The sequence below is a fragment of the Phycisphaeraceae bacterium genome, from assembly GCA_019636555.1.
Classification (GTDB): domain Bacteria; phylum Planctomycetota; class Phycisphaerae; order Phycisphaerales; family UBA1924; genus JAFEBO01.
The window spans coordinates 724,640-749,539 of record JAHBXH010000001.1 but is presented as its reverse complement, the minus strand read 5'-3'; the positions used below and the strand labels follow the sequence as shown (position 1 = coordinate 749,539).

14 protein-coding genes are annotated in these 24,900 nt (G+C 63.1%); 6 read left to right on the top strand and 8 right to left on the bottom strand.

What is annotated here, in order from left to right:
- Positions 1-5 precede the first annotated feature (5 nt).
- From KF691_03100 to KF691_03085, 4 genes are all read right to left on the bottom strand, one after another.
- Positions 6-1,742 carry a hypothetical protein gene (locus KF691_03100; GenBank protein ID MBX3388425.1) on the bottom strand — a complete coding sequence of 579 codons (1,737 nt, stop codon included), beginning with the start codon at positions 1,740-1,742 and terminating at the stop codon, positions 6-8.
- 252 nt (positions 1,743-1,994) lie between these two features.
- Complete coding sequence (locus KF691_03095) at positions 1,995-2,822, bottom strand: hypothetical protein (GenBank protein MBX3388424.1); 828 nt, start codon at positions 2,820-2,822, stop codon at positions 1,995-1,997.
- A 381-nt stretch (positions 2,823-3,203) separates the two neighbouring features.
- Positions 3,204-3,938, bottom strand: coding sequence for a PEP-CTERM sorting domain-containing protein (locus KF691_03090; GenBank protein ID MBX3388423.1), 735 nt, complete (start codon positions 3,936-3,938; stop codon positions 3,204-3,206).
- Positions 3,939-4,310: 372 nt separating this feature from the next.
- The gene (locus tag KF691_03085) at positions 4,311-5,027 is read right to left on the bottom strand and encodes a PEP-CTERM sorting domain-containing protein (protein MBX3388422.1); all 717 of its coding nucleotides are present in this window, start codon (positions 5,025-5,027) and stop codon (positions 4,311-4,313) included.
- 362 nt (positions 5,028-5,389) lie between these two features.
- Here KF691_03085 and KF691_03080 point away from each other — a divergent pair, with 362 nt between their 5' ends.
- Positions 5,390-6,985: a YifB family Mg chelatase-like AAA ATPase gene (locus KF691_03080; protein ID MBX3388421.1), complete on the top strand. Its 1,596-nt coding sequence runs from the start codon at positions 5,390-5,392 to the stop codon at positions 6,983-6,985.
- Positions 6,986-7,191: 206 nt separating this feature from the next.
- On the opposite strand, the gene KF691_03075 is transcribed toward KF691_03080, so the two are convergent.
- Genes KF691_03075 through KF691_03065 form a run of 3 tightly spaced genes read right to left on the bottom strand, consistent with a single transcriptional unit; the run spans position 7,192 to position 8,711 of the window.
- On the bottom strand, positions 7,192-7,476 hold the full coding sequence (locus KF691_03075) for a hypothetical protein (protein ID MBX3388420.1): 285 nt from the start codon (positions 7,474-7,476) through the stop codon (positions 7,192-7,194).
- A gap of 17 nt (positions 7,477-7,493) precedes the next feature.
- On the bottom strand, positions 7,494-8,003 hold the full coding sequence (locus KF691_03070) for a phosphatidylglycerophosphatase A (protein MBX3388419.1): 510 nt from the start codon (positions 8,001-8,003) through the stop codon (positions 7,494-7,496).
- A gap of 6 nt (positions 8,004-8,009) precedes the next feature.
- Positions 8,010-8,711 carry a CDP-alcohol phosphatidyltransferase family protein gene (locus tag KF691_03065; GenBank protein MBX3388418.1) on the bottom strand — a complete coding sequence of 234 codons (702 nt, stop codon included), beginning with the start codon at positions 8,709-8,711 and terminating at the stop codon, positions 8,010-8,012.
- 272 nt (positions 8,712-8,983) lie between these two features.
- Here KF691_03065 and KF691_03060 point away from each other — a divergent pair, with 272 nt between their 5' ends.
- From KF691_03060 to KF691_03040, 5 genes are read left to right on the top strand one after another with little or no spacing between them, the layout of a single operon-like run.
- Positions 8,984-9,958 carry an NADH-quinone oxidoreductase subunit J gene (locus KF691_03060; protein ID MBX3388417.1) on the top strand — a complete coding sequence of 325 codons (975 nt, stop codon included), beginning with the start codon at positions 8,984-8,986 and terminating at the stop codon, positions 9,956-9,958.
- A complete protein-coding gene (gene nuoK, locus KF691_03055; protein MBX3388416.1) occupies positions 9,955-10,305 on the top strand; it encodes an NADH-quinone oxidoreductase subunit NuoK in 351 nt (116 codons plus the stop codon). The genes KF691_03060 and nuoK overlap by 4 nt, the downstream gene beginning before the upstream one ends.
- A 40-nt stretch (positions 10,306-10,345) precedes the next feature.
- Entirely contained in the window at positions 10,346-12,652 is a 2,307-nt protein-coding gene (gene nuoL, locus KF691_03050; GenBank protein ID MBX3388415.1) for an NADH-quinone oxidoreductase subunit L, read from the top strand.
- Between the two features lie 26 nt (positions 12,653-12,678).
- Positions 12,679-14,439 carry an NADH-quinone oxidoreductase subunit M gene (locus KF691_03045; protein ID MBX3388414.1) on the top strand — a complete coding sequence of 587 codons (1,761 nt, stop codon included), beginning with the start codon at positions 12,679-12,681 and terminating at the stop codon, positions 14,437-14,439.
- Complete coding sequence (locus KF691_03040; protein ID MBX3388413.1) at positions 14,436-16,049, top strand: NADH-quinone oxidoreductase subunit N; 1,614 nt, start codon at positions 14,436-14,438, stop codon at positions 16,047-16,049. The genes KF691_03045 and KF691_03040 overlap by 4 nt, the downstream gene beginning before the upstream one ends.
- A gap of 25 nt (positions 16,050-16,074) precedes the next feature.
- Here the strand turns inward: KF691_03040 and KF691_03035 are convergent, their stop codons facing one another.
- A complete protein-coding gene (locus KF691_03035; protein MBX3388412.1) occupies positions 16,075-24,624 on the bottom strand; it encodes a filamentous hemagglutinin N-terminal domain-containing protein in 8,550 nt (2,849 codons plus the stop codon).
- Between the last annotated feature and the right edge of the window lie 276 nt (positions 24,625-24,900).

The following is a 24,900-nucleotide window of genomic DNA, read 5'->3' as shown; positions in this document are numbered from 1 at the left end:
GTTCTTCAGTTCAGCGTCATCGGCGGCACATTGACGATGTTCGCGGCGTCGGTGTAATCCGCCGATGCCTTGGTCGTCGTACCATCGTTCGCCAGCAGCGTGAGTTTCTTGAGATCGCGGTTGTCCTCGCGCCCGCCGACGATCCACTGGCTGGAATACCAGATGCGCTCCGGCCACGTGAGGGTGCCGAGCGTGGTGTTGACGGGTTCGTTGACGCTCTCTTCCTCGCTGTCGACGAACGTCGGAACTCCGAGGTTGTCGAACCCGCGCGGCGCGAGCATCACTTCCTGATCGATCGCGATCTCGATGTTGACTTGCGCCATGTTGGTGACGCCGCGCAGAACGATCGAGACGCTCTCGGCCCCGGGCGCGAACGCGGCATTCGGGATGCCGAGCTGATACCACCCCGGCATGGTTTCGGCATCGATCTCGACGAATCCGCTGTCCACCCAGTCGCCGAGGTTCATTTCGACGAACGTGCCTTCGGTGCCGCCCGTGTTGAAGCCGACCGGTTCTTCGAGATCGGAACGCATGTAGTACGCGCGGAGTCCCGACGAATCGAATGTCAGGCCGGTCAGACCTTCGCCGCTGAATGACGCGGCATCGGGGATGAAGACCTGCGCGATGAACGACTCCTTGCCGGAGCGCACCGACAACTTGGTGCTGACGGATCCCGCGCTGCCGCTTGATGCCGAACCGCCGCCGATCTGATCGATCACGGGCGTGATGGCAGCGAGCTGCGTGTCAGAATCGGTCCAGGTCGGGGTTGAGAAACCCGCGGTGTACCGGATGTCGACGCCGCGCGTGAATTCGAGTCTTTGGGCCGAATCGGAGAATTCCAAAACTGGGAGTGTGATCTCGTTGGCTGTTTGCGGCTCGAGAATTGTCCGTACGACATCTCCCGCCTCGAGCACAATCGGCGCAATCGGGATCGTGATCGTACCGGCGCGTTCTTGTTCATCCCCGCTTACACACGATGCACTCGCTTCGGGCAACTCGACGTTTGCCTTCAATTCGCCGTTCACATACACACGCACAGCGAAGTCGGCTTCATCTTCGAACTGGATCGCCAAGGAAACGCCCGACATGCGACAGGCATGCGAGGTCGTCCAAACGTTGCCTCGATAGATTTCAGCGACCGTCGTATTACCCCAATTGACGGAAGAGGAATTGAGAACAGCCGTGCTCCGGTCGAGAAGCCTTCCAGCACCTCGCGCCGCAATCGCGGGCGTACCCGCAGCCGGTACCCAGGCGGCTCCGGCATCACTTGTGCTGACGTAGGGAAAGAGCTGATCCTGTGACGCCTGCTCCCCCAGTCTGATCCGCAAATGATTACCGCTGGTGTACGTCGTCGCACCTTCGCGCACCGTCAGTGCCACCAACTGCATTTCTTCCGTGGTGTTGCGATAGGGATCGAGCAGCGGTGCCCAAACAAACTGGTTGACTATTCCATCGATCGCGACCGATGCCGATTTGGTCTCGGTAGACCCAACACCATCGAAGTAGCCATCGGGTGTTCCTTGATCGGATTCCGAAACTTGTTCGACTCCGACCCTCATCGTGACAGTCGAGCCGTAAGCGCGAGTAATGAAGACACCGATCTCGTCGATTTGCCCGCCTGGTGAAACCAGAGCAAATGCCGCGGCCGCGCTTCCAGCCCCGACAAGATCCGGAATGTTGGCACCGAGCAAATTGATCAACTCCGGACAGATCGCGGTCGGACAGATATTTGAAAGAGCCATGGACAATTCCCCTTTCTAGAAGGAGCGAGGGATGGCGCCAGCCCCATGCTGGCGGCACCAGTACAGAATACGAACAAAAAATCGGCCTGTAAACCCTTTTTGTTCGTATTTTGATAAGTATTTGAAAGGACTCTGCTTGCGCACGCGCCAAATACCGGAATGCCTGATCAATTCGCGGTTTTCTGGCTTCGCCCGTGTTGTTGAATTGTCGCGCCGGTGGCGAAGCGAACCAGCCGAGCCGCGCACCTGGACTCACGCCCGGACTTTGCTCCAGTCCCGCCAGGCGCGGCGGAAATGAGCGTCGAGTCTGCGGGTAAATCCGGCGTGGTCGAGAAGCGGACTATTCCGCACCATGGCGCGCAGCGAGGCTCTTAGTTCTGTGCGCCGAGCCTGGTCGGAAGCGAGCGTCGCACAGATCCCCACATAGTCGGCCGAGTCGCTCGCAATCAGGTCGGGTAATCCGATGTTGCTGAGCACGCTTGTCCCGACTCGAGAGACATGGCTGTTGCCCGCGATTGTGACAACCGGAACTCCCATGTACATTGCCTCGACAGTCGTGGTGGTTCCGTTGTACGGCCAGGTGTCGAGCGCAATGTCGACCTCGCTGTACATGGCAAGATGATCGCTCTTTTCTCTCGTTTCGCCCTTCAGCAAGATGCGGTTGTGCCAGATTCCCAACGACTCGATCAACAATGCGCCCATCTTCTGGTGATAACGGAAGAGTTCGAGCGGGTCGAATCCTTCCACGCGTGCGAGGGGCAGCAGCAAAGCGCCGATGACGGACGGGTCGTCGGGCCAGCGGGCTCCCGCGGCTTTGAGCACGCGGATCAGCTCGTCCAGATTCCCGGTGAACTCGCACATCCCGGAATAGAGCGCGTGGGCCTGGCAATCATCCTGACTTTCGTCGTAGACCTTGCGTGCGCTCGCGATGGCGTCTTCAAACTGTCCGCTTTCGTAGAGCGCGATGCAGCGCGAACGGAGCGGGGCGATTTCCGAAGGATGCGCATCGTGAGCCTGTTCGAAGCATTGAATCGCGGACCAGTAGCGACGCGCCCGCATCTCGAGATCGCCCGCGAGCATTAGCACTCCGAAGTTTCTCGGAGCAATCCTGAAGGCGCGTTCGAGGAGAAATGCCGCCTAGGGCCCTTGATTCAAAGCAACGAGCACATCAACGAGGCTCGTCAGCAACTCGACATTTGCAGTATCTCTGTCGATGGCGCGCCTGAGAATCGCGGAGGCCTGGGGCAAGCGCCCTGATGAAATGTGCTGCGCCGCCTGGGCATGTGCGAGATGCTGCATCTCAGGAAAGCCTAGAAGACCTCGCGTCGCGAACTCGATACGCGAGTGCAACGAGGCCAGACATTCCCAACTGGTGGCGATGGAAGCACACAAAAAAAGCCCCGATCTTTCGATCGAGGCCTTTCGGATTCAATTGGAATCACTCAAACGATCGCGACCGATTCAGGCGCGACGGCGACGAGCGGCGACGAGACCGCCGAGGCCCATCAGCGCGAGCGTGCCCGGGGTCGGGACCTGCTCGACGAGGTAGTCATCGTAACGGATCTGGTTGCCGCCGGCGGTGCCGGTCGTGCGGGTCGAGTAGAAGTCGGCATCGCCGAAGTCGGTCGAGAAGATCGTGCCGACCACGCCGAGGTCAACGCCGTTGAGGAAGTACCTGGCGGTGCTGTTGGCGTAGTTCAGTTCGATCTGCATCTGGTTATAGATCGAGGAGTTCACGAAGCCCGCGCCGCTGGCGAACTGGTTGCCGGCTTCGTCGGTCACGGTCAGGGTGCCGTCGCTGTCGATGTACATCGCCGCCATCACGCCGGTGGCCGCCACGTTGTACATCTGGAGCCCAGCGCGCTTGAGGTTGGTGGTCGTGGTGCCGTTGAAGATCTGCGCCCAGACCGAAGCGCGGATGATCGGGTTCACGGCGAGCGAAGCCGCGGACTGGGCGATCGTGCCCTGCCACTGCCACTGACCGCTCGTGGTCGGGGTGACCGAGACATAACGCGAACCGGTGCGCGCGTTCGCGGCGTTGTTGGTGATCGCGCCGCCGCCCTGGGTGATCCAGCCGTCCACGCCGTTGAGCGTGAGGTTGAACGTCGGGGCTTCGAACGACGTCTGATAGAGGATCGTGGCGGAAGCGCCCGACGCCATGGCCAACACGGCCGCTGCAGAAATCAACTTCAACATGTCTCTCTCCCTCATGCACGAACTAGTCCACCCCGCAGTCTCACATCGAGACCACGCCGGGTTTGAACCCGAGGGAAGAGGAACGGATCGCTCGACGCTTCCTGAGCGGAAGGGGCCTATCGCGGCGGAAAACGCGACAAACCGGAACGATTTCGATCTCTCTCCCACCGAATCCGAAGCAAGAGAATACGCGAAAAGCCTGAATTCACAAAGCCTTCATGGTGCAAATTTGAGACTATTTTGTCAAAAATCTGCAAAATCGTTTGTCGTTTCAGATTTTCGGCCCTTGTTCAGATTTCGACCTTTGTTCAGCAAAAAAATCGCCCCGCCGAAGGGCGGGGCGACTGTTGAAAGTTGAATCAGGATCAGAACTTACGCACGCCGACGGCGGGCGGCAACGAGACCGCCGAGACCGATGAGAGCGAGCGATCCGGGCGCCGGGACCAGGTTTCCTTCGACGTTGGTCAGGAACCGGCTCGGGCTCGAACCCGCGGGGGTGCCGAAGCCGAACAACGCCTGGAACACGCCGCTGCCCGCGTTGTTATAAATGCCGAAGCCGTTGATCGACGCACCCGTGGTCGGAGCGTTCGTGACGCGCCAGCCGTTGTTGGCGTCACCAGCGTTGACGCCGGTGAACTCGACGCCGATCCACCAACCGCCCAAGCCCGGATTGGTCGCCAGTTCAAGATTGATGGCGGGGCTGCTGATCGGGCCGGTGTTGACGAGCTGCGTGATCGTCGCGGCGCCACCGCCGAGTGAAGCCTGCGAATAAATCAGGTGGTTCGCACCGCGGCCCAAAGTCGTGCCATCCCAAGTCATTTGCGCGGCATAAATGTTGATGCCGACATCAACCAATGAGCCGCTGACCGTCAGCCGGCGAATACCGACCACGACGTTCGTCACCACCAACTGGGTCTGCGCGGGAGTCACTGCGGTGAAGCAGTTCATGTAGGTGATCGCGCCGGCGCCCGGGTTGAAGCGGGAAGCCGTTTCGGTGCCGCCACCATACAGCAAGGCTGCAGATGAAATGTTCGCCCCGGCCGCGACAGCCAACGCCATCGCCGTCAGAACAGAAGTCGTGCTACGCATGTCTCTCTCTCCAAACAAGGTCCGATGCTCCACGCCCGTGCCCACAATGAGCCCGAAGACGGCGTCCGACCAGCTTTGGGAGAAACACGCTTGTGTTGGCGCAATGGCGGAAAACACTGCGGCCGCGCGACTTGTCTCTCTCTCCCCAAGCCGACGCCAGAGCCTACCCGAGACGGCATCTTGTGAAAAGAGATTTAGATGAAAATTCACTTTTTTTGAGTCGGGTTCTGGTTTTTGGTGGCCAATAGCTCTTTTCTGCTTCTGTCATGCATTCGGATTGTGTTCGGAATGAGGCGAAGGCGCATCTTACGGACCCCGAAAATCTCGTTTGCCGATCGTCGTTCGTTCGGTAGACTGCCGCGATGCTCGCCCGTGTCCAATCCTCGCTCCTGCAGGGAATCGATGCGCTCCCCTGCGAAATCGAAGTCGATCACACCGAGCCCAAGAACGAGGACGACCACGGCTTCGCGGCGATCGTCGGTCTGCCCGACGCCGCCGTGAAAGAGTCGCTCGAGCGCGTGCGCAGCGCGATGGTGAACAGCGGCTACTTTTTTCCGCAAGGCCGCACGATCATCAACCTCGCGCCGGCGGATGTGCGCAAGGAAGGGCCGGTCTACGACCTGCCCATCGCCATCGGTGCGCTGCTGGTGCAGGGGATCGGCGCGCCTCTCAAGGCCGCCAACTCAGAGAAGAAGACGCCGCGTTCGGGAACGCTCGTCGAAGAAGCCCCGGGAATCGATCATCGCAGGTTTCTTTTTGCCGGCGAGCTGGCACTCGATGGGAGGCTGCGCCCGATCAAGGGCGCGATCGCGCTCGCGGCCCTCGCCAAGGCCAAGGGCTTCGAGGGCGTGATCATCCCCTACGAAAACGCGGCCGAGGCCGCCGTTGTCGAAGGAATCGCCGTGCTCGGCGCGCGCTCGCTCGCCGAAGTCGTCGGGCTCATGACCGGGCATCTCGAGCCCGCGCCGTTTCCATCGCCCGATGTTGCGCAGCTTCTGAAGCAAGCGACCTCGCCGATCGACTTCGGCGAGATCAAAGGGCAGGAGACGGTGAAGCGAGCGATCGTGGTTGCCGCCGCGGGCGGGCACAACCTCGTCATGCTCGGCCCGGCCGGCACGGGCAAGACGATGATGGCCAAAGCGCTGCCGGGCGTGCTGCCTCCGCTCACTCCCGACGAGGCGATCCAGGTCACGCGGATTTATTCGGCCGCGGGCCAGCTTGCGCCGGGTCAGGGGCTGATCGCGACAAGGCCGGTGCGCACGCCCCACCACACGGCGAGCGGCGCCGCGATCGTCGGAGGCGGCATGATCCCGCGCCCGGGCGAGATCAGCCTGGCGCACCACGGCGTGCTATTTCTCGATGAATTGCCGGAGTTCCCGCGCGACGTGCTCGAAACGCTGCGCCAGCCGATGGAAGACCACGTCGTGACGATCGCGCGCTCCCACAGCGCCGTGCGATTTCCGGCGAATTTCATGCTGGTCGCCGCGATGAACCCGACGCCCCGGGGCGATGTGGCGCCGGGCGAAGTCGGGCGCATCGAGATGGAGCGTTATCTCGCCAAGCTCAGCGGGCCGTTGCTCGACAGGATCGATATTCACATCGAAGCGCCGGCCGTGCCGTTCCGCGAACTCTCTCGCCGCAACGAACAGGCGAGCGGCACAACCACGGCGCAGATGCGCGAGCAAGTCGCGCGAGCTCGCGCCCGCCAACACGCACGTCAGGGCGAAACCCCCAACGCGCGGCTCAGCGGCAAGAAACTCGACGAGATGGCGAATCTCGACGAGAACGCACTGACGATGCTCGGACAGGCGATGAACGAGATGGGCCTTTCGGCGCGGGCGTTCGACAAGATCCGGCGCATCGCGCGCACGATCGCGGACCTCGCGGAATCCGATGTCGTGACTTCCGAGCACATCGGTGAAGCGGTGCAGTACCGGTTGCTCGATCGCAAGGTGTGACGTTTGCCGGTGCGAAAAAAATTACGAGAGAACGCGGAGAGGCGGAGTTTGCGGAGGCTCGCGGAGGAGAGTCCGGAAGAGAATTGATTTGTTGAGGAGAAAGGGCCGTGTGATTTCGCAGAGTGAAGCTCGCCATTCGAATTGACCCACTTCCGCTCCGCGCAACTCCGCCTTCTCCGCATCTCCGCGTTCTCTCCGTGTCTTTGCTACCCCGCGATTTGGCGTTTGCGCACGTGACGTGACGAGCCGCCGAGGCTGCCGAGATCAAACAGCGCCGCGATGATCACGAGGATCACGTAGCCGCCCTGCACCCCACCGTGCAGATTGGCAAACGCCACGGCGAGCGTCGTGTAGGGTGCGAAAAAGAACCCGAGCAGGGGCCAAATGAAATGGCCGGCGAACGCCCTCTGCAACCAATCGCCAAAGAGCCAAAGGCAGAACAGCGTCACCCGCGGCAAGAACAACGCGAAGAGGACGAGTATGCATCCCATGCAAACTCCTTGGGTTTTCACCGCAACAGGATTCGCGCGATCAGCTGCACGACCAGCAGAGCCTGCACCCCGGCGACAAGATCATCCACCAGGATCCCGGCTCCTCCCGGAAGCCGCTGAAGCCCCCGCGCGGGCCAGATTTTGAGAATGTCGAAGATTCGAAAGGCGAGGAATGCGCCTGACAACGCGAGCAGCGCGGTGAACGTGCTTTGCTCGATCGCCGCGGGAAGGAAAAGGCAGGCAATCGCCTGCCCCGCCGTTTCATCGGCGACAGCCTGTGATGGGTCTTTCTTTCCGAACTTCGCTTCTGCCGCGACGCCTTGAATAAGACATCCCATAGAAAAGATGATGCACCACGCGATGAGCGCCGCGTTAAAAATGACTGGCGATTGCGCCGGACCGCACCCGAAATAGATCAATCCGCCCGCAAGGACAACCGTCGGCAACGAGCCCCAGGTTCCACTCGCGGGGCGCATGTGACCCAGCCCGAAGGTCGTGATCCAGAGCAACTTGCTTGAAGTGGGCATGTCGGGCTAAAGAGAAGAGGCGCTGGCCTGCGCCGCACGGATCGCGTACGGAACAATCGAGAGTGCGGTCACGATCACCGAAGTCCAAACCATGGCGTCGATGAATTTGCGGGCGGGCATGAGGGGCATGGGACTGGCGAACGCCAGAATAAGAAAAACCGAGATGATGCAGGTGCACTGCACGGCCATCTTTGCCTTGCCGCTGAGCGTGGCGGAAAAATCGATCCCCCGGGCCTCGAGCACGGCGCGGATGGTGGTGACAAGCAATTCTCGAGAGAGAATGACCAAGGCCATCCAGGGCATGACGCCGCTGACCTGCAGCGCTTTGCCGCTGGACAGTTGGACGTCGAACGCCGGCCCGGCCATCATGGCGAACGCCCCCACGACGAGCAGTTTGTCCGCGAACGGGTCCATGATCCGCCCGAATCGGCTGATCACGCCCCACCTCCGGGCCAGAAGCCCATCGAGAAGATCGGTCAGGGCGCCGAGAGAAAAAAGAAGGCAGGCCCAGATCATCGGGCCCGTCGGAGGGGCGAATTGCTCATCCAATTTGGGGTAGCGCCAGAGCGAAAGCAGGGTGATAAGCCCCCCAGCCAGAAGCAACCGGGCGAGGGTCAGGAGATTGGGAACCGCCACCCGCCACCCCACCCTTGGCGCGCTCGCACGCAAAGCGGACGGGGGAGTTGCGATACCTGGCTCGGCGTTCACGCGTGCAAGCGTACCCGTCGGCACATCGCCTATCAGATGAATTCCGTCAAACGTGGAACGCCCGAACAAACGACAAGACGCCTCTTCCGGCGCTCCCTGCAGTTGAAGACCCAGTTGGTTCCCACTATCCTCTGCCCTTCGCCCGGCAGGAGGTGCGGGGCTAGGGGCATCGCTTGTCGGCGGTGTTTGTTCGGCGGCGTGTGTTGCCAAGTCGGGCGAGCGAGGGGCCGTGGCCCCTCGGCTCATACGGGCCTCGCCCGAAGGGGCCATCGTTGGATCAAATCATCAACCCACTTGCTCTCTACGCGGCATGCGGCCTTGGTGCGCTCGGCGTTTGCCTCGCGCTGCCCCGCAGGGAAGGCAAGAACCCGCAGATTCTCGGCGCCCTGCTCGCGTCGATCGCGGGCGCGATTGTCCTGATCGCGATGGGTCTGAAGGCGGGCGGGTTTTTCGGCGCCGGCAATTCCCCGACCGTCTATTTCTATGTGTTCGGGCTGGTGGCGCTCGGTGCTTCGCTCCGCGTCATCACCCACCCGCGCCCGGTCTACGCGGCGCTCTATTTCGTCCTGAGCATTCTCGCAACGGCCGGTCTGTTCCTGATCCTGTCGGCCGAATTCATGGCCTTCGCGCTCGTCATCGTGTACGCCGGGGCGATCCTCATTACCTACCTGTTCGTGATCATGCTGGCGACTCAGTCGCCGACCGAGGGTCTCGAAAACGCTCTTGCCGATTACGACACGCAGGCGCGCGAGCCGGTCGTGGCGACCGCCGCGGGCTTTGTGCTGCTTGCCGTGCTGACGACCCTGCTGTTCCAAGGAATGGACGCTCTTCCATCGCAAAAGAGCCCCGGCGGGCAGTCGCTCTTGGCGGAAATGCCACGGAAGATTGAGTCGTCGCTACGGGAAAGCGGCAAACTGCCCAGCGGAACGATCGTCGCGATCGATGAGCACGGCGAGGCGATCGTGGACTTTGCAGCGAAGACCGTACAGGTCCGAAACTCCGCCGGCGAGGTTCAAACCTTGGCGCTCCCCGCGGATTTGGCCGTGTCGAACGTCGAGATGGTCGGTTTCAATCTGTTGCGCGATCACCCGGGTTCGATCGAGATCGCCGGCGTGATCCTGCTGATGGCGATGCTCGGCGCAGTCGTTCTGAGTCGCAAGCAAGTCCAGCTTGACGAAGATGCCAAGGCGCGCCACGCGCGCAGCCTCGCCGCGGAAGTCGCGCAGGGTGTGGAGACCAATCCATGAACATTGCCGTTCTTGCTCAGGACGGGTTTCCCGCGGCGGTTCAGGGCATCACGCTCGCGCACTACCTGTTCATTTCCGCCGCGATGTTCTCGCTGGGCCTCATCGGCTTCCTGACCCGGCGCAACCTCATCATCATGTTCCTGTGCACCGAACTGATGTTCCAGGCAGCGGGCATCGCGCTCGTCGCGTTCAGCCGCTTTCACATGAACATGACCGGACAGAGCTTTGTGATCTTCATCGTGACGGTGGCAGCGGCAGAAGCGGCGATGGCGCTCGCCCTGGTCGTGCTGCTCTTCCGCAGGCGGGAAAGCCTGGACGCGGAGGAATGGTCGGAGTTGAAGGGCTGAACCGGCGGCAGGGTTTCCTGACGCCGCCCGCGGAGCAATCGTGACGACTCTTTTTTCTACACTTACTCTCGCCAGCACCTCGACCGGATCGGGCGCGGCACCGGCGCTGAGCCCGATCCTATTCGGACCCGCGGAAGCGCTGCTCCTGCTCGCGCTGCCCATGCTGGGTGTGCTGCTCTGCACGATCTGCGCGATCTTGCGCGTCAAGAGCAAGGCTCCGGCTTTCTTGACGGTCGCTTGCCTCGCCGGCGCCTTCATCGTCGCCGTCAGGCTGTTTCTTGCGCGATCCGACGCGCCGCTGATCACGCCCGGCTTCGAGTGGTTCGTTCTCGAATGGGGAGATCAGCCCGGCCAGCGGCTGATCGGCAACTTCTCGCTCTACATCGATTCGCTCACGATCCTGTGGATGCTGTTTGTCACAGGGCTCGGTGCTCTCATCGCGCTGTATGCCAGCGAGTACATGAGCCCGGACCTGGGAACGGGCTATTGCCGCTTCTTCGCGGCGTTCAACCTCTTTGTCTTCAGCATGTCGTGCCTCGTGATGGGCGACAACCTGCTCCTGCTCTTCCTTGGCTGGGAAGGCGTCGGCCTCTGCTCGTATCTGCTCATTGGCTATTACTACAAAAAGCCTTCGGCGGTCGAGGCGGCCAAGAAGGCTTTCATTCTCAACCGCATCGGCGACCTCGGCCTGCTGATGGGAATCGGGCTCACGTTCGTCCACTTCGGCAGCATCGAATACCGCGAGATCTTCCACGCGGCGCAGCCGTACATCGAGGCCGCCAAGGCCGGGCGCTATTCGGAAATTCCGTTCCTGGTGCAGTTGATCCCGATCCTGCTCGCGATCGGCGCATTCGGCAAGTCCGCGCAATTGCCCTTGTACGTCTGGCTTCCCGACGCCATGGAAGGACCGACTCCGGTCTCCGCGCTCATCCACGCCGCGACGATGGTGACGGCGGGCGTGTATCTGGTCGCAAGGATGTACCCGCTCTTCCTGCTCAGCGAGATCGCGCTGCCGCTGGTCGCGTGGGTCGGCGCTCTCACGGCGTTCTTCGCGGCGACGATCGGCATGGCGCAGTTCGACATCAAGCGCATCATGGCGTACTCGACGGTGAGCCAGCTCGGTTACATGTTCGCCGGCCTTGGCGCGCTCACGAGCACCGGTGCCGCGTTCCACGTCGTGACGCACGCGTTCTTCAAGGCGCTCCTGTTCCTTTCCTGCGGCGCCATCATGCACGGCTTCGCCGGACAGCTCGACCTTCGCAAGCTGAGCGGCCTGCGACGGCTCAAGGGCTGGGGGATCGTCTCGTTCGGCATGCTCGTCGGCTGCCTCAATCTTTCGGGCTTCCCATTTTCCTCGGGCTTCTTCAGCAAGGACATGCTCATCGGTTCGGCGTTTCTGACGCCGGGGATGGCGCCGGTCGGCTGGATCCTGCTCATCACGGCGGGCCTCACGGCGTACTACACCTTCCGCGTCTTCTTCCGAGTCATTGTCGGACCGCTCGAGTATCAGCCGGGCGATGAACTGCACTCGGCGCACGATGATCACGCGCACGATGCACACGGCTCGGGACACGACGATCACAATCACATTCAGGACGACCACGCCCACCACGATCACGGGCACGGCGGCCATTTCCATCCGCACGCGCCCGGCTGGGCGATCAACACGGTCCTGCTCACGCTGAGCCTCATGTCGCTCGGCGCTACCGCCCTGAACTTCACCAATCTTCCCGGCTCGCCCCATGTCGAGGGTGGCGTGGTGCCCGAAATGGTCATGCAGTCTTCCGCGGCATATCAGTCGCCCTATTCACATCACGATGCGCACGAAGGAGAGGGCGACGGCGGACACGAAGGGCCGGACGCCCACTCTCCACCGTCGTACGTCCCCACATCGATCGCAATCAACAACCCCGACGCGCACGCGGGAACTTTCCTCGGCTGGAACCCGCACGCGGTTTTGTACTACGTTTCAGGCGCGTTCGGCTTCGGAGGCATCTTCATCGCGTTCTGGCTGCACTACGTCGGGCGCACGACCGCCGCGACTTCGAAGGCCGATGCACTGCTTCCCAAGCTCGGCCCGATCCCGAGCTGGGCGCAGCACAAGTGGTACGTGGACGAGTTCTACAACCTGGCGATCCGTGTGCCGCTGCTGATTCTCGCGCACATCTTCCATCTCTTCGACAAGCTGATCGTGGACGGGATGGTGCGTCTGTTCGGCGCAATACCGCACTGGATCGGCAACACCATCCGGCCGACGCAATCGGGCGAATTGCACGGCTATGCCGCGGGAATGGCCGCGGGCGTTGCGCTGCTGCTCTTCATCGTCTTCATGCTGACCCTTCGCTGATCTGACTTCCGGAGTCTTTGAGTTTCATGCAGAGCCCCGAAACACCAATCTCCGATGCCGCGGCAATCACGGCGACCCCGGGCTTCCTCGACACGTGGATGCTCGGCTTGCTGGTCGTGATTCCGCTGATCTTCGCGCTCGTCGTCGCGTTCTCGCCCGAAAAGCGCGCCCGAGCCACGGCGCTCGTCGGCTCGCTCTTCGCGCTCGCGTTCACAGTGCTCTCGCTCATGCGGTTTGACTGGAACAACGGAGCCGATTTCCAGTTTCCCAATCACATCGAGTGGCTGCCCTCGCTGGGCATTTCGGTTTCGATGGGTGTTGATTCGGTTTCGCTCCTGCTCATCGCGCTCACGGGACTGCTCGGGCCGATCTGCGTGCTCGCATCGTGGACCGCGATCACCAACCGGGTGCGGACGTACTACGCATGGATGCTCGTGCTTCAGGCCGCCATGGTCGGCGTCTTTGTCGCTCGCGACTTGATCCTGTTCTACGTCTGCTTCGAGTTCACGCTGATCCCGATGTACATCCTGATCAGCCTCTACGGATCAACCAACCGCAAACGCGCCGCGACGACGTTCTTCCTGTACACATTCACCGGCTCGATGATCGCGCTCGCCGGGCTTGTCTATGTCGCGTGGGTGAACGCCGGGCTCCCGAGCGATTCGTTCCCCGGCGCGGGCACGTGGACGTTCCACATCGCAACGCTCCAGAACGCCGCGATCAGCCACCTCACGCTCGCGCAGCAGTCGATGGTGCTCCTCGCACTGATGGCGGGCTTTGCTGTCAAGGTGCCGCTCTTCCCGGTGCACACGTGGCTGCCTCTCGCCCACACCGAAGCGCCAACAGCGGGTTCGGTGATCCTGGCGGGCGTGCTGCTCAAACTCGGCACGTACGGAATCTACCGCTTCGCGCTCCCCTTCTGCACCGATGCGTTTATTCACTACGCCCCGTTCATCGCCGTGCTCTGCATCATCGGGATCCTTTACGGCGGGCTGATTTGCTGGGTGCAGACCGATATGAAGAAACTGGTCGCGTACTCGTCGGTCGCGCACCTTGGTTTCTGCATCCTGGGCCTCGCGGCACTCAACACCGCCGGTCTTCAGGGCTCCATCCTCTACATGATCAATCACGGTCTTTCGACCGGCGCGCTCTTCCTGTGCGTCGGCTTTGTCTACGAGCGGTATCACACTCGCTCCATGAAAGACCTCGGCGGGCTCGCGGCAAAGATGCCGATCTGGGCCACGTTCATGGTCTTCTTTGTCATGTCCTCGGTCGGCCTGCCCGGCCTGAACGGATTCGTCAGCGAATTCCTCTGCATCTTCGGAACATTCCAGGCGAGCAGCAATTGGGGAGTTGCCGGTGCAGGCGTCTGGAATAGCAGCGGCAACCCTGTCCCCGGAGCGACCGCCGGCAACCTCGGTCCGTGGTACGCACTCATTGCCGGTTTCGGCGTGATCGTCGCCGCGATGTATTTGCTCATCATGGTCGGCAAGGTCGTGTTCGGTCCGCTCCGCGAGCCCAGCGCGCACGGGCACGATTCACACGACGAACACGGCTCTCTTCCGCCGGATCTCACCGCGCGTGAAATCACGGCGCTCGTGCCGCTCGCGCTCGCCTGCCTGATCTTCGGGCTCTACCCGATGCCGCTCTTTGACGCTCTCAAGGGCCCCGTCAACCAAACCGTCACGGCAGTCGAGTGGGCACGCCAGAATCCCATCGAATCAGACGGCCAAAGACCCACCGCGACCGCTTCCGTGGCGTCTGAACTGCGGGAGGTTTCGCGATGATCGGACGCCTCGCATTCCTCTGGCCCGAGATCGCGCTCTTCGCCACGACGTGCATCGTAATGGTGCTCGGGCTCTCGCGCAGCTTTTCCATCCGCAAGTCTTCGGCCTGGGTCGGCGCAATCGGGCTTCTCGTCGCGGGCTGGCTCTCGGCGTTCACGACGCCGGGCGCATGGGGCGCTCCCGCCGCGACCGCGGCGGCCGGCCAGATGATGCTCCCGACGATGGTTCCGTACGCCAAGACGCTCATTTGTCTCGTCGCGCTCATGCTTCTGCCGCTCCTTGCCGGAACGGTCGATCGGCTCGAAGAGACTCGCATCGCTTCGGGCAAGGGAGGCTTCAACCCGCTTCGCTCCAATCGCGCCGAGTTCTACTCGTTCTTCCTCTTTTCGATCACCGGTCTGCTGCTCGTTGCCGATGCCAACGATCTCATCTGGCTCTTCCTTGCTCTCGAACTGACGAGCCTTCCGACGTACATCATGGTCGCGATCAGCACATCGCGTCACCGCTCGCAGGAAGCCGCGGTGAAATACTTCTTCCTCGGCGCGCTCGGCGCCGCGATCTTCCTCTACGGATTCGCTCTGCTCTACGGCGCGACCGGCACCACCAACCTCAACCGCATCCACGATTCGCTCAGCGCCGGCGGGATCTCGACGCTGGCGCTCGCGGGCATCATGCTCTCCGTGCTCGGGCTCTGCTTCAAGATCGCCGCCGTTCCAATGCACTTCTACACGGCCGACGTCTACCAGGGCGCTTCGTCCGGTGTCTCGGCGATGCTCGCGTTCGTCCCCAAGACCGCGGGCTTCCTGGCGATCCTGCTCATCGTCGGGCTCGTCGGCTGGCACTTTGGGCCGAGCGGCGCCTCGCTCCCCGATTCGCTCCGGCTCCTGCTCTGGGTGATCGCGGCGCTGACCATGACCGTCGGCAACGTGCTCGCCATCCTCCAATCAAGCGCGAAGCGCACGCTCGCATACTCCTCCATCGCTCACTCGGGGTACATGCTTGTCGGCGTCATCGTCGGCCCCGGCGACGGCTCGTTCACCGGCAGCGGGATCGCGGCAGTTCTCTTCTATCTGCTCGGATATGGCGTCTCCAACATGGGCGCGTTCGCGGCGCTCGCTTCGGTCGAGAAACCCTCGCCCGATGGCAGCGAGCCGCGCGAGCTCGACAGCTTCGAAGACCTGCGCGGGCTCTGCCGCACCCATCCCGCGGCGGGGTGGACGATGGTGCTCTGCTCGCTCAGCCTGCTCGGTCTTCCCCCGCTGCTCGGCTTCTTCGGCAAACTTCCCCTCTTCACCAGCGGCATTTCCGCCGGCGAAATCCCTCTCGTCATCGTGCTTGCGATCAACTCGGCGATCGCGGCGTTCTACTACCTACGGCTGATGGCCTACCCGCTGCTCGAAGATCCCGCCGTGCGGGGTGAAGTCGCCGTGGACAATCCCTTTGTTTCGCGTCGCTTCGCCGGTCTGCTTTCGGCTGGCGGCGTCGTCGTCTTGGCGATCTGGGCCAACCCTCTGATGAAGCAATCGACCATCGCGGGCCGCTATCACGGCGATGCCGCTCAGGCGCAGGCAAACCCCGAGTCGAGCGTGTCCGATTTGACCGAGCATTGAACAAGGGCTCGCCCGCGCCGCCCGATTATCGCTTGGAGACCTTGAGCAGCTCCGCGCCGTGGTCCGCCACCGGCGGGACCGTTGCGGGAACTTCCGGCTTCGCCGGGGCTTCTTCGCGGGGCGTCGCCTTGATTCCCGCGGCATTGACCGCGGCGATCATCTGGCGCATGTCGTCCGTCGAGAGCGCGGGCGGCCGAACCATTTCGAGCAACCGCTCTTCGGGGATTCCGGCCTCCAGTGAGGTCAGGCCAAGTCCCTGCAGCTTGTCGATGACGACACCCAGCCGCGCGAGCTCCTCGCGCGTCGCCCGCTCTTCCTCATGGCCGAGCAGGTAGTCGCGATACGCTGCGAGTTCTTCTTCCGGCGAGCCGGCGGTCGCCTGAGCCGTGAAGCGATCCCAGGACTCGGAGAACGCCTGGCGGAGTTCGACATCGCGGAGCTGCGCGACAGAGTTGCCGGCGTCGTCCAGAACCGTGCGCTGCATCTCCGCCTTGAATGATTTGGCAAGTTCGACCACCGCCTTCATCCAGAGCCGGTCGGCCGTGACGACGTAGTCGCCCGCCTCGACGCTGGGACGCGCCTTGTTCGGGATGTTCTGGTAGTAGCTGTATCCGATGAACGCCGCGATGATCTGTTCGGGCGTCGCCGATTCGACCGAAAGACCGAGCTGACGGAGCAGTTCCTGATCGGCCGGATCGACCGCGACCGTCTGCCTCACGCGCTGCACTTCACCCAACCGTGGCGGCTGAACCGCTCGTGTATCCGCCACGTTGGTCGACGTCGGGCCCAGCGAAGCAAAGTCGAGAGAGAGCAGGAAGTTGGGTCCGAGCGGGCTCGCCGGACGCAGATCGGTGAAGTTGTTCAGCGTGATCGCCGAGGGATACTGGCGGAAACTGAACGTCTGGAGAATCGGCGAAGGCCCGGCGATCGCCGAATAGCTGAACGTGCCGGCGCCCGGAAGGAGAACCGGCACAACGCTCATGTTGATCGCGCCGCCCGAAACAAGGTCCGTGCCGATGTCGTTGATCGTGCCGCCCGCGTTGTTGAACACGCTGAACCCGGCGCGGCTCACGATCGAGATCGACGGCGCGATGATGTTCATGCTCCCGAGCGTCGTGATGTCGGCGATCGTCGCGTTGGTCAGCGCGCTCATAGTCAGCGTGCCCAGAACCGTCAGCTTCTGGCCTGCCGCCATCGAGATGTTGTTGGCGGCGATGAAGTACTGATCGCCCGGCGAAACGCCGGCCGCGAGGATGCGACCTTGCGAATCAAAGGTCCGCGCCAGAATCACCGTCGCGGTCATCGGCGTCGCGCCGCCGGTGCCGATGACGAGGTTCCCGAGTCGCTGCGAAGCCGCCGGCGTCGTCGAGGACGCACCGAGATTTCCCCCGATGCGGATGGGCGCCACTTCGATCGTCGGGGCGGCACGCGCGATGAGCGTGACGTTCGCGGCACCCGGCGCGAGCGCGTCCGTGTACAGATCGCGCCCGACAAACAGCTGTCCGGTGTCGATCGTCGTGGTGCCGGTCAGGCTCGAGTTCACGCGCAGTTCCCCGCCAAACCACGCCTGACCCGAGGCGAGCGTGTGGAGGCTGCCCCGCAGGAACGACGAGTTCGCGTTGCTGCGGAAACTCGAGAGCGCAAAGCTTTGGCCGACGCCGCTCTCAAACCGCGCTTCGTTGGTGACGTTGACGAGCAGACTGGCGAACACGCCCGAGGCGGAATCGACAGCGCCGACGAAGCGAGCATTGGTCCCGTTGACGGTGAACCCGTTCCCCAGAGACGTCTTGCCGCCGACAGTGAAATTCGACGCAGCCGCCGTACGCGTGCCGACCGTGTAGAGATTGCCCTGAAACGTCGTCGCGCCGATGGTCTTGGTGTTGGCCCCGATGATGGTGTCGGGTGCGTTGCTCACGAGCGAAGCGAGCGCCGTTCCGCCGCCGATCGTGCCCAGCCCCACAGGTCCGGCAAACGTGACCAATCCCGGTGCGTTCACGTTCATCCCGATTGTGCTGGTCGCCGCGTCGATCGCTGCAAAGGTCGCAACACCGGCGTTGAAATTGCGAACCCCCGGAGCGCCGATCAGGAGCAGCGAGCCCCACTTCTGCAGCCCGGAGGCGGTCACATTCCCGGCGACTCGAGACAGCGTCACGCCTCCCGCATCGAGCGACGCGAGCGCCATCAGCGACCCGACATCCGCATTGAAATTCGCGGCATCGGCGATCAGGAGCAGTGTCGGGTTGATCGCGCCGTTCGCGGCATTCAGCGTCGAGTTGAAATTGAACGTGCCGGCGCGGAAATCCGACGGCCCGGCGATCTCGGCGCTCTGAGTCATCGTCATGACGCCGCCCGGCATGAGGCGGACATTTCCCGTGAACTGCGTCAGCCCGGAGCCGCCGATCGTCAGCGTGCTCAACGCGCCGCCCCCGCCGAGACCCGATCCGAACGACCCGATGCCGTTGTTCGTGATCGTAAGTGAACGCGCGCCCCCCGCGGAATCCACCGAGCCGCCGAACGCGAAGCCCGAGGTGTTCAGGATCGTGTCGCCGAACATCCTCGTCACGCCGGTCACGCTGAATGGCCCGCCGCTGCTCAGCGTGAGCGCTCCGTTGAGATCAAGATTCCCATCGAACGATTGCAGGCCGGTCGTGGTTGTATCGCCATCGAGGATCGTGAGGCCGCCACCGGTGCGATTGATCGTGCCAAGCGCTCCGAGCCCGAGGATTCCCGAGCCGACGGTCGAGTGGAATTCGACAGTCGAAGGCGAAACGACGTTGAGCGCCGCTCCGCTGTCGGCCGCGACCGCGCCGAGGAAGTCGATCGCGCCGCCGGTGCTCGAAACCGTCTTGAGATTGGACCCGAGCAACCGCAGCTCGCTCAACCGGATGGCGCTCGTGCCGAGCAACGCACCGTGCAGCCAGGTATCGCTCGCGAGTGATGTGTCGATCGCATCGAGCCTTGCAAGCGTGCCGACATCGCCAACGAATTCGATCGTGCCCGTACCGAGCGAGCGGAGGTCGAACGGCCCGCCCGCGCCCGAGTTCAGCGTGCCGCCGAACCGGAACGTGCCGCCCTGGAGATCGACATCGGAGCCGAGCAGCGTGTTATTCGCGAAGTCGGTGGCGCCCAGAACGTGAACCAGCGAGTTGATGGTCGTCACGCCGCCGCCGTTCACGGTCAGGCTTTGCAGCGCACCACCCGCGCCGATCGACGAACCGAAAAGAATCGGTCCGGCGCTCGTGACGAGGAGGTTCCTCGCGCCGCCGATCGAATCGACCGCGCCGAGGAACGTCGCGCCGATCGCGGCGACATTGACGTCGCCCCCCAGCATCGACGCCCCGCCGATGAAGAGAGGCCCACCCGCATGAATATCGAGCGCGTTGTTGAACCGAACGTCCTGCGCGAACGACTGCGAGCCGAACGTGAACGTATCTCCATTCAGGATCGTCAACCCGCTTCCGGTCCGATTGATCGAAGCGAGCGGATTGCTGAGCGAGCCGATGGTTCCGCCGAAAGTAGCGATTCCCGGCGTATCCACACCGAGGTTGCGTGCGATCGGTGAGGTGATCACACCGAAGTCGATCGGACCTGCAAAGCTCTTGACGATGCTGTCGCCGTCGAGCTGGGTCGCGCCGAATCGAATGAAGTCCTGCGCCGTAACATTTGCTCCGAGCACGGTTTGCGCCGCGCCAAGGCCGTCGATGCTCTGCAGGCGATTGAGTCCGCCGACTTGCCCCAGGAGCGCCAGCGTCGAGACCGAGAGCGTGTCCAGCGAGAAGGGTCCGCCGACTCCCGAATTCAGCAACTGATGGAACGTGAACTGCCCATTGCGCAGATGCGTGTTCGAACCGAGCAGCGTGTTGTTGCGCAGATCGGCGATCTGCACATCGAGCACATCGTTGATCGTCGTCTCGCCGCCGCCCGAGACATCGAGCGTCACCAGCTGATTGTTCTGGCCGATCGATTTCGCGAAAAGAATCGGGCCCGCGCTCTGCACGAAGAGCTCACCGGTCGGTACGCCCGGCGCCGAATCGACGAAGTCGGAAAACGTGACGCTCGAAGCGTTCACGTTCGCACGCCCGTTGATTGTCGTCGGTCCCGCTACCGAGAAGAACCCGCCCGCGTTGAACGTTGCCGGGCCCGTGATCGCGAGCGCCTTGTCGAACTGCTGCTGGTTGCTGGTGCGAACATCCCCGCGCACATCCGCATCGGTGCGTGAGATCAGGTACTCGAGCGCACCGGTGGAGCCCACCGGACCGAGCAGCGTGAGCAAGCCCGAACCGCCCGCGCCCTTGAACTCTGCGCCGAACGCTCCCGGATTGAGCGAGTCGAGTGTCTGCGCGAACCGGACGCTCCCGCTCTCGAAGATCGTGTCGCCCGTCAGTTGAACCGCGTTGTCGAACCGCGCATCCGCCGCACCCACATACGTTGTCACCCGCGTCAACCCGCCGCCATCAACCAGCAGATTGTTCAACTGGCCAAACTGCCCGACCGTGTTGCCGAAGTTGATCAGGCCCGGGCTCGTGACGTGCAGATTCCTCGGCCCACCGACCGAATCGACGCTCCCGGCGAAATCGACGCTCGAGGCCAGCACCACGAGATCGCCATTAAGCTCCGAATTGCCCCCGACGTGGAAGCTCCCGCCCGCGTTCGCCGTCAGCGGCGTGTCAAACCGCACATCACCGTCAAAGGTCTGCTCGCCGACCGAGTCGGTATTGCCGCGCAAGATCGTCTGCCCGCCGCCCGTGCGCCGGATATCCGCGACCACGCCCGCTCCCGAAACTCCCGAACCAACCGTCGAGTTAAACGTCACCAGCCCGGGCGTGCTGGTGAGGATTCCGATATCCGCTGATGCCGCGGCAACCGCGCCCGCGAAGAAAATGTTCCCGCTTGTCGCGCTGAATGATCGATCGCCCGCACCACCGATGAGCCTCGTCTGCGAAAAACTCTGATTCTGCGTCGTCGCGATATCCCCGCCGACTTCTGTCAGCGCAACGCCCGTGGTATCGATCGATCGCAGCGCACGTCCGACGCCCACGTTTTTCTCGAACGACACGGTTCCAGTCGCCGCGGCGGTCAGCGAGAACGGCCCGCCCGCGCCCGAATCAAGCACGTCCTTGAACGCGAACGTTCCACCCTGCAGGAACAGGTCGCTCAGGAGCTCCGTCTGGTTGAAAAACTGGCCAAGGCCCGACGAATCGATCCGCACCGTGCCACCGATGCGCGTCAGCCCTCCACCGTTCACCGTCAGGTTGTGCAGCGCCGACGCCGCTCCGATGTCGGAAGCAAACGTGATCACCCCGGCGCTCGTCACGACCAAGTTGCTCGTCGAGGGAGAGTTGACCGTACCCGCGAAGTAGACCGTCGGCTGCGGGATCGCGCCGGTCGGACTCATCACGATGCTCGCGTTCGCACCGAGCGTGGTCGCGCCCAGCACACTCCATGCGCTGCTCGCCAAGAAATTTGAAGCGCTCGTGACGTTCAGGTCGCCGCCGTACGTCTGCGAGCCGATCGTGCGCACATTGCCCGAAACGATCGCGTTCGAAACCGTGAGCAGCGACGCGAGCGCGTTCGTCTGGCCGACGCCACCGAGCAAAGAAACCTGCCCGCCGAGGAACGTCGCGCTGTACGGACCACCGATGCCGGAATCAAGCGAACTGTTGAAGACGACCGGCCCGCCGTTGAAAGTCGTGTTGCTCTGGATCGTCGTCTTCGAGTTGAAGACCGCGACGCCGGCGCGCACAAGATTTCGCACCCGGGTTTCCGCCGGGCCGTTCACGGTCAGGCTGTTGAGCGCGAAGCCCGAACCGATCGAATTCGCAAAGTTGACAAGGCCCCCGGGATTCGTGCTCGTCACCGTGAAGTTTGCACCGGCCGCCGCGGCATCGACCAACCCGATGAACGTCGCCGAAGACGCCGCCAGATTGATATTGCCGGGGCCGACCAAGGTCCGGCCGTTGTTGCTGAACGAACCAGTAAGCGTCAGGCTGTCATTGAGCCGGAACACACCCGAACCGAGCAGCACGTTCAGCGATCGGCTCATCGCGGGTACGGCCCCGTCGATCGCAATACTTCCAGTCTGCCCGGTTTTGACGAGCTCGAGCGTGCTGAAGCCGCTGATGTTGTTGAGTTCGGTCGTCGACAAATGCAACGCGCCGACCGGCGCCACCGCGCCGCCCAGAGAAATGTTCTGCGCGCTCGAACCGGTCAGTATCCGAAGCTTGCCCGTCGCGAAACCAACAAGAGTTCCGGCGAGATTCAGGTCGTTGGCGACAAGCGAGAAATCTCCCGCCATCGTCTGGCGGAGCATGCGCCCGGAATCCACTTGGATCGTGCCGGGTCCCGCGCTCATTGTCACGGCACCAATTGTGCTCGCAACGTCCGTCGAGCGCGAGAACAGGATCGAAGAGCCCGGTGAAACGCCGTTGCCCGCGAGCAGGTTGATAGTCGCTCCCTGCAGCACGGTCGTGCCCGCGCCGCCCGCGAACGTGAGATTGCCCGCGCCGTTCTGTCCCGCGCGGATGTCAAGGCCGCCACTCGCAATGACGTTTCGGTTAATCGTCGCGTCGCCGCCGGAAACAAGCGACACGTTCCCGCCCGTTATTGCGACGCCCGATGTCAGCGTTCCGTTCGCGCGCGCCGAAATATCGCCGCTGCCCGCATCGACCGATCCGCCCGCGAAATTGATGTTCCCGCTCGACGCCAGGATGTCGATCTTCCCGCCGCTGGTCTTCAGCGTGCCGTTGCTCGCAAAGCTCGTCCCGCGCACCCACAGCGAAGTCGCGCCCGGCGCCGTCGCCTGCGTCGTCACGTTCGCGAGGGAAACGGCGCCGATGTGATTCAGCCAGACGCCGCCGGGACCCGCTGAAATGATCGCGTTGCTCGTGAAATCCGTTCCGCTGCTCGTGAACGTTCCCGTGTTCAGCAGGATGTCGGCGCCCGAGGCGATCGTCACGCCGCCATTCGCGGAGAGGTTCAGATTCAACCCGCCGCCGGTCGGAGTGTTCAGATCACGGATGCGCGCGTTGATCTCGATTCCACCCGCCGAGAGCACGTTGAGCGTGCGCGTCCCGCCGGTCGCCGGCAAGTCGAGCGCCGCCTGGAAACGGATCAATCCCGTGCCCGCTCCGACCGTGCCGACCGTCTGAATCGTCACGACGCTATTCAGCGAAAGCGCGGAAACCAGGTCGCCGACAAACAATTGCCCGGCGCCGCCCGTCGGCGAGAAAATCGGCGGACCCGTCACGTTGCTCGATGCGCCCGCGACGATATCAAGATTGAGCGGGTCGATGAACCAATGCCCGGCTTTCCCAAGCAGCGCCCGCGCCGAAGTGTCGGGAGACCCCGCGAGCGAGAGCCAACCGCCGGAAGTCTCAATGAAACCGCCGTTTCCCGACTCGGTGCCGCCGCGCGCAAAGAGCTTCGCGCCCGAACGCGTCGAATCGTGCGAATAGAGCACGATCTCGCCGCCATTTCCGGCGCGAATCGCATCCGCTTTGATCGTCGTTGCACTGTCCGCGTACAGCGCCGTCGCGGCATTCTCCAGCCCCTTGCCTTCCCGCCCCCCGCCGATATGCGCCGTGCCGCCGCCGCTGTCGCCCGAAACATCGATCTCCGCGCCCGTCAGCGCAATCTTCTCGCCGGCGATCTCGACAATGCCGCCCTTGCTACCAATGTCCCGATTCGAAGCGTCGATCTGCCCCGCGACTCGAACCTCGCCGCTCTTGCCGCCGTCGATCTTCACGTCCCGCGCAATCACGCGGCCCGTGTTGATCACGGCCATGCCATAAATGTCGCCCGCCGCCATCAGCGTGCGCCCGCGCGCCGCATCGATCACGCCGTCGTTGCGCACACCCTCCGGTCGCGCGATGCCGTCGCCCTCGATGCGCGCAAAGATCCGGCCGCCCGCCTCGCCGAGCATCACGTCCTTGCCCGCGGCCATGATCACCGTGCCCTGCGGCGCGACGATCTTTCCGTAGTTCGCGACGTGCTGGCCGACCAGCGTCACCACGCCGCCCTGCTGCGCCGTGATCTGTCCGTGGTTCACGACCGATCCGGTCAGGTTCGTGAAGTTGTCGCGCTTGGCGAGGAAGTCCTGATCGCTCAGCTGCCCGCCGATCGCCGCGAAACTGCCGCAGTTGATCACCGCGTTCTGCCCGAAGATCACGCCGGCCGGGTTCACGAAGTACACGTGACCGTTCGACATCAGCGTGCCTTCGATCCGCGTCGGCACCGAGCTGTTGATCCGGTTTAGCACGCGGGCGTCGCCGCCCGCCTGAACGAACCGCACCCACTGACCCATCGCGATGTCAAAGCTCGAATACTGGATGATTGCGCGGTTCGAGGTCGTGATGATCCAGTTGTTGCCGACCTTCTGGAAACTCGCGCTTCCATAAGTCACAACCGGATTCACCGGACCCGCCGCCCGCGCTGACGCCAACATCAACAGCGCCGCCAGCGTCGATCCGATCCACGCCGCGCTCTTGCCCGACCGCCGTCCCGCGCGCACCGAAGCCGCGCTCCCGGCATACCCGGTCAGCTCTTTCGCACGCGAGGTTTGCGTCTGTACTCTCATGCCGCGGCGAGCCGTTCGTCCAAGTCCGCCCTTTCCCGGCGGTTCGGTCCGTCGCTTCCCCTTCTCTTTCCCATACGTCCGGCAACGAGCCGGGTTTCTGCCGCTCCGCCCGAGAACTCAGCGAAAACGGCGGTCAGAGACTGAAGATTTGCCGGATTCCGACCGGTCCAATGTACCTGCGCCTTCAGCTCTCCGCTCGCCAACGAGCCGTCGGCAGAAATTACCGATTCCGATTCTGACGATCGCACCGATCAGCCGTCCGCCGTCGCTCCCCAA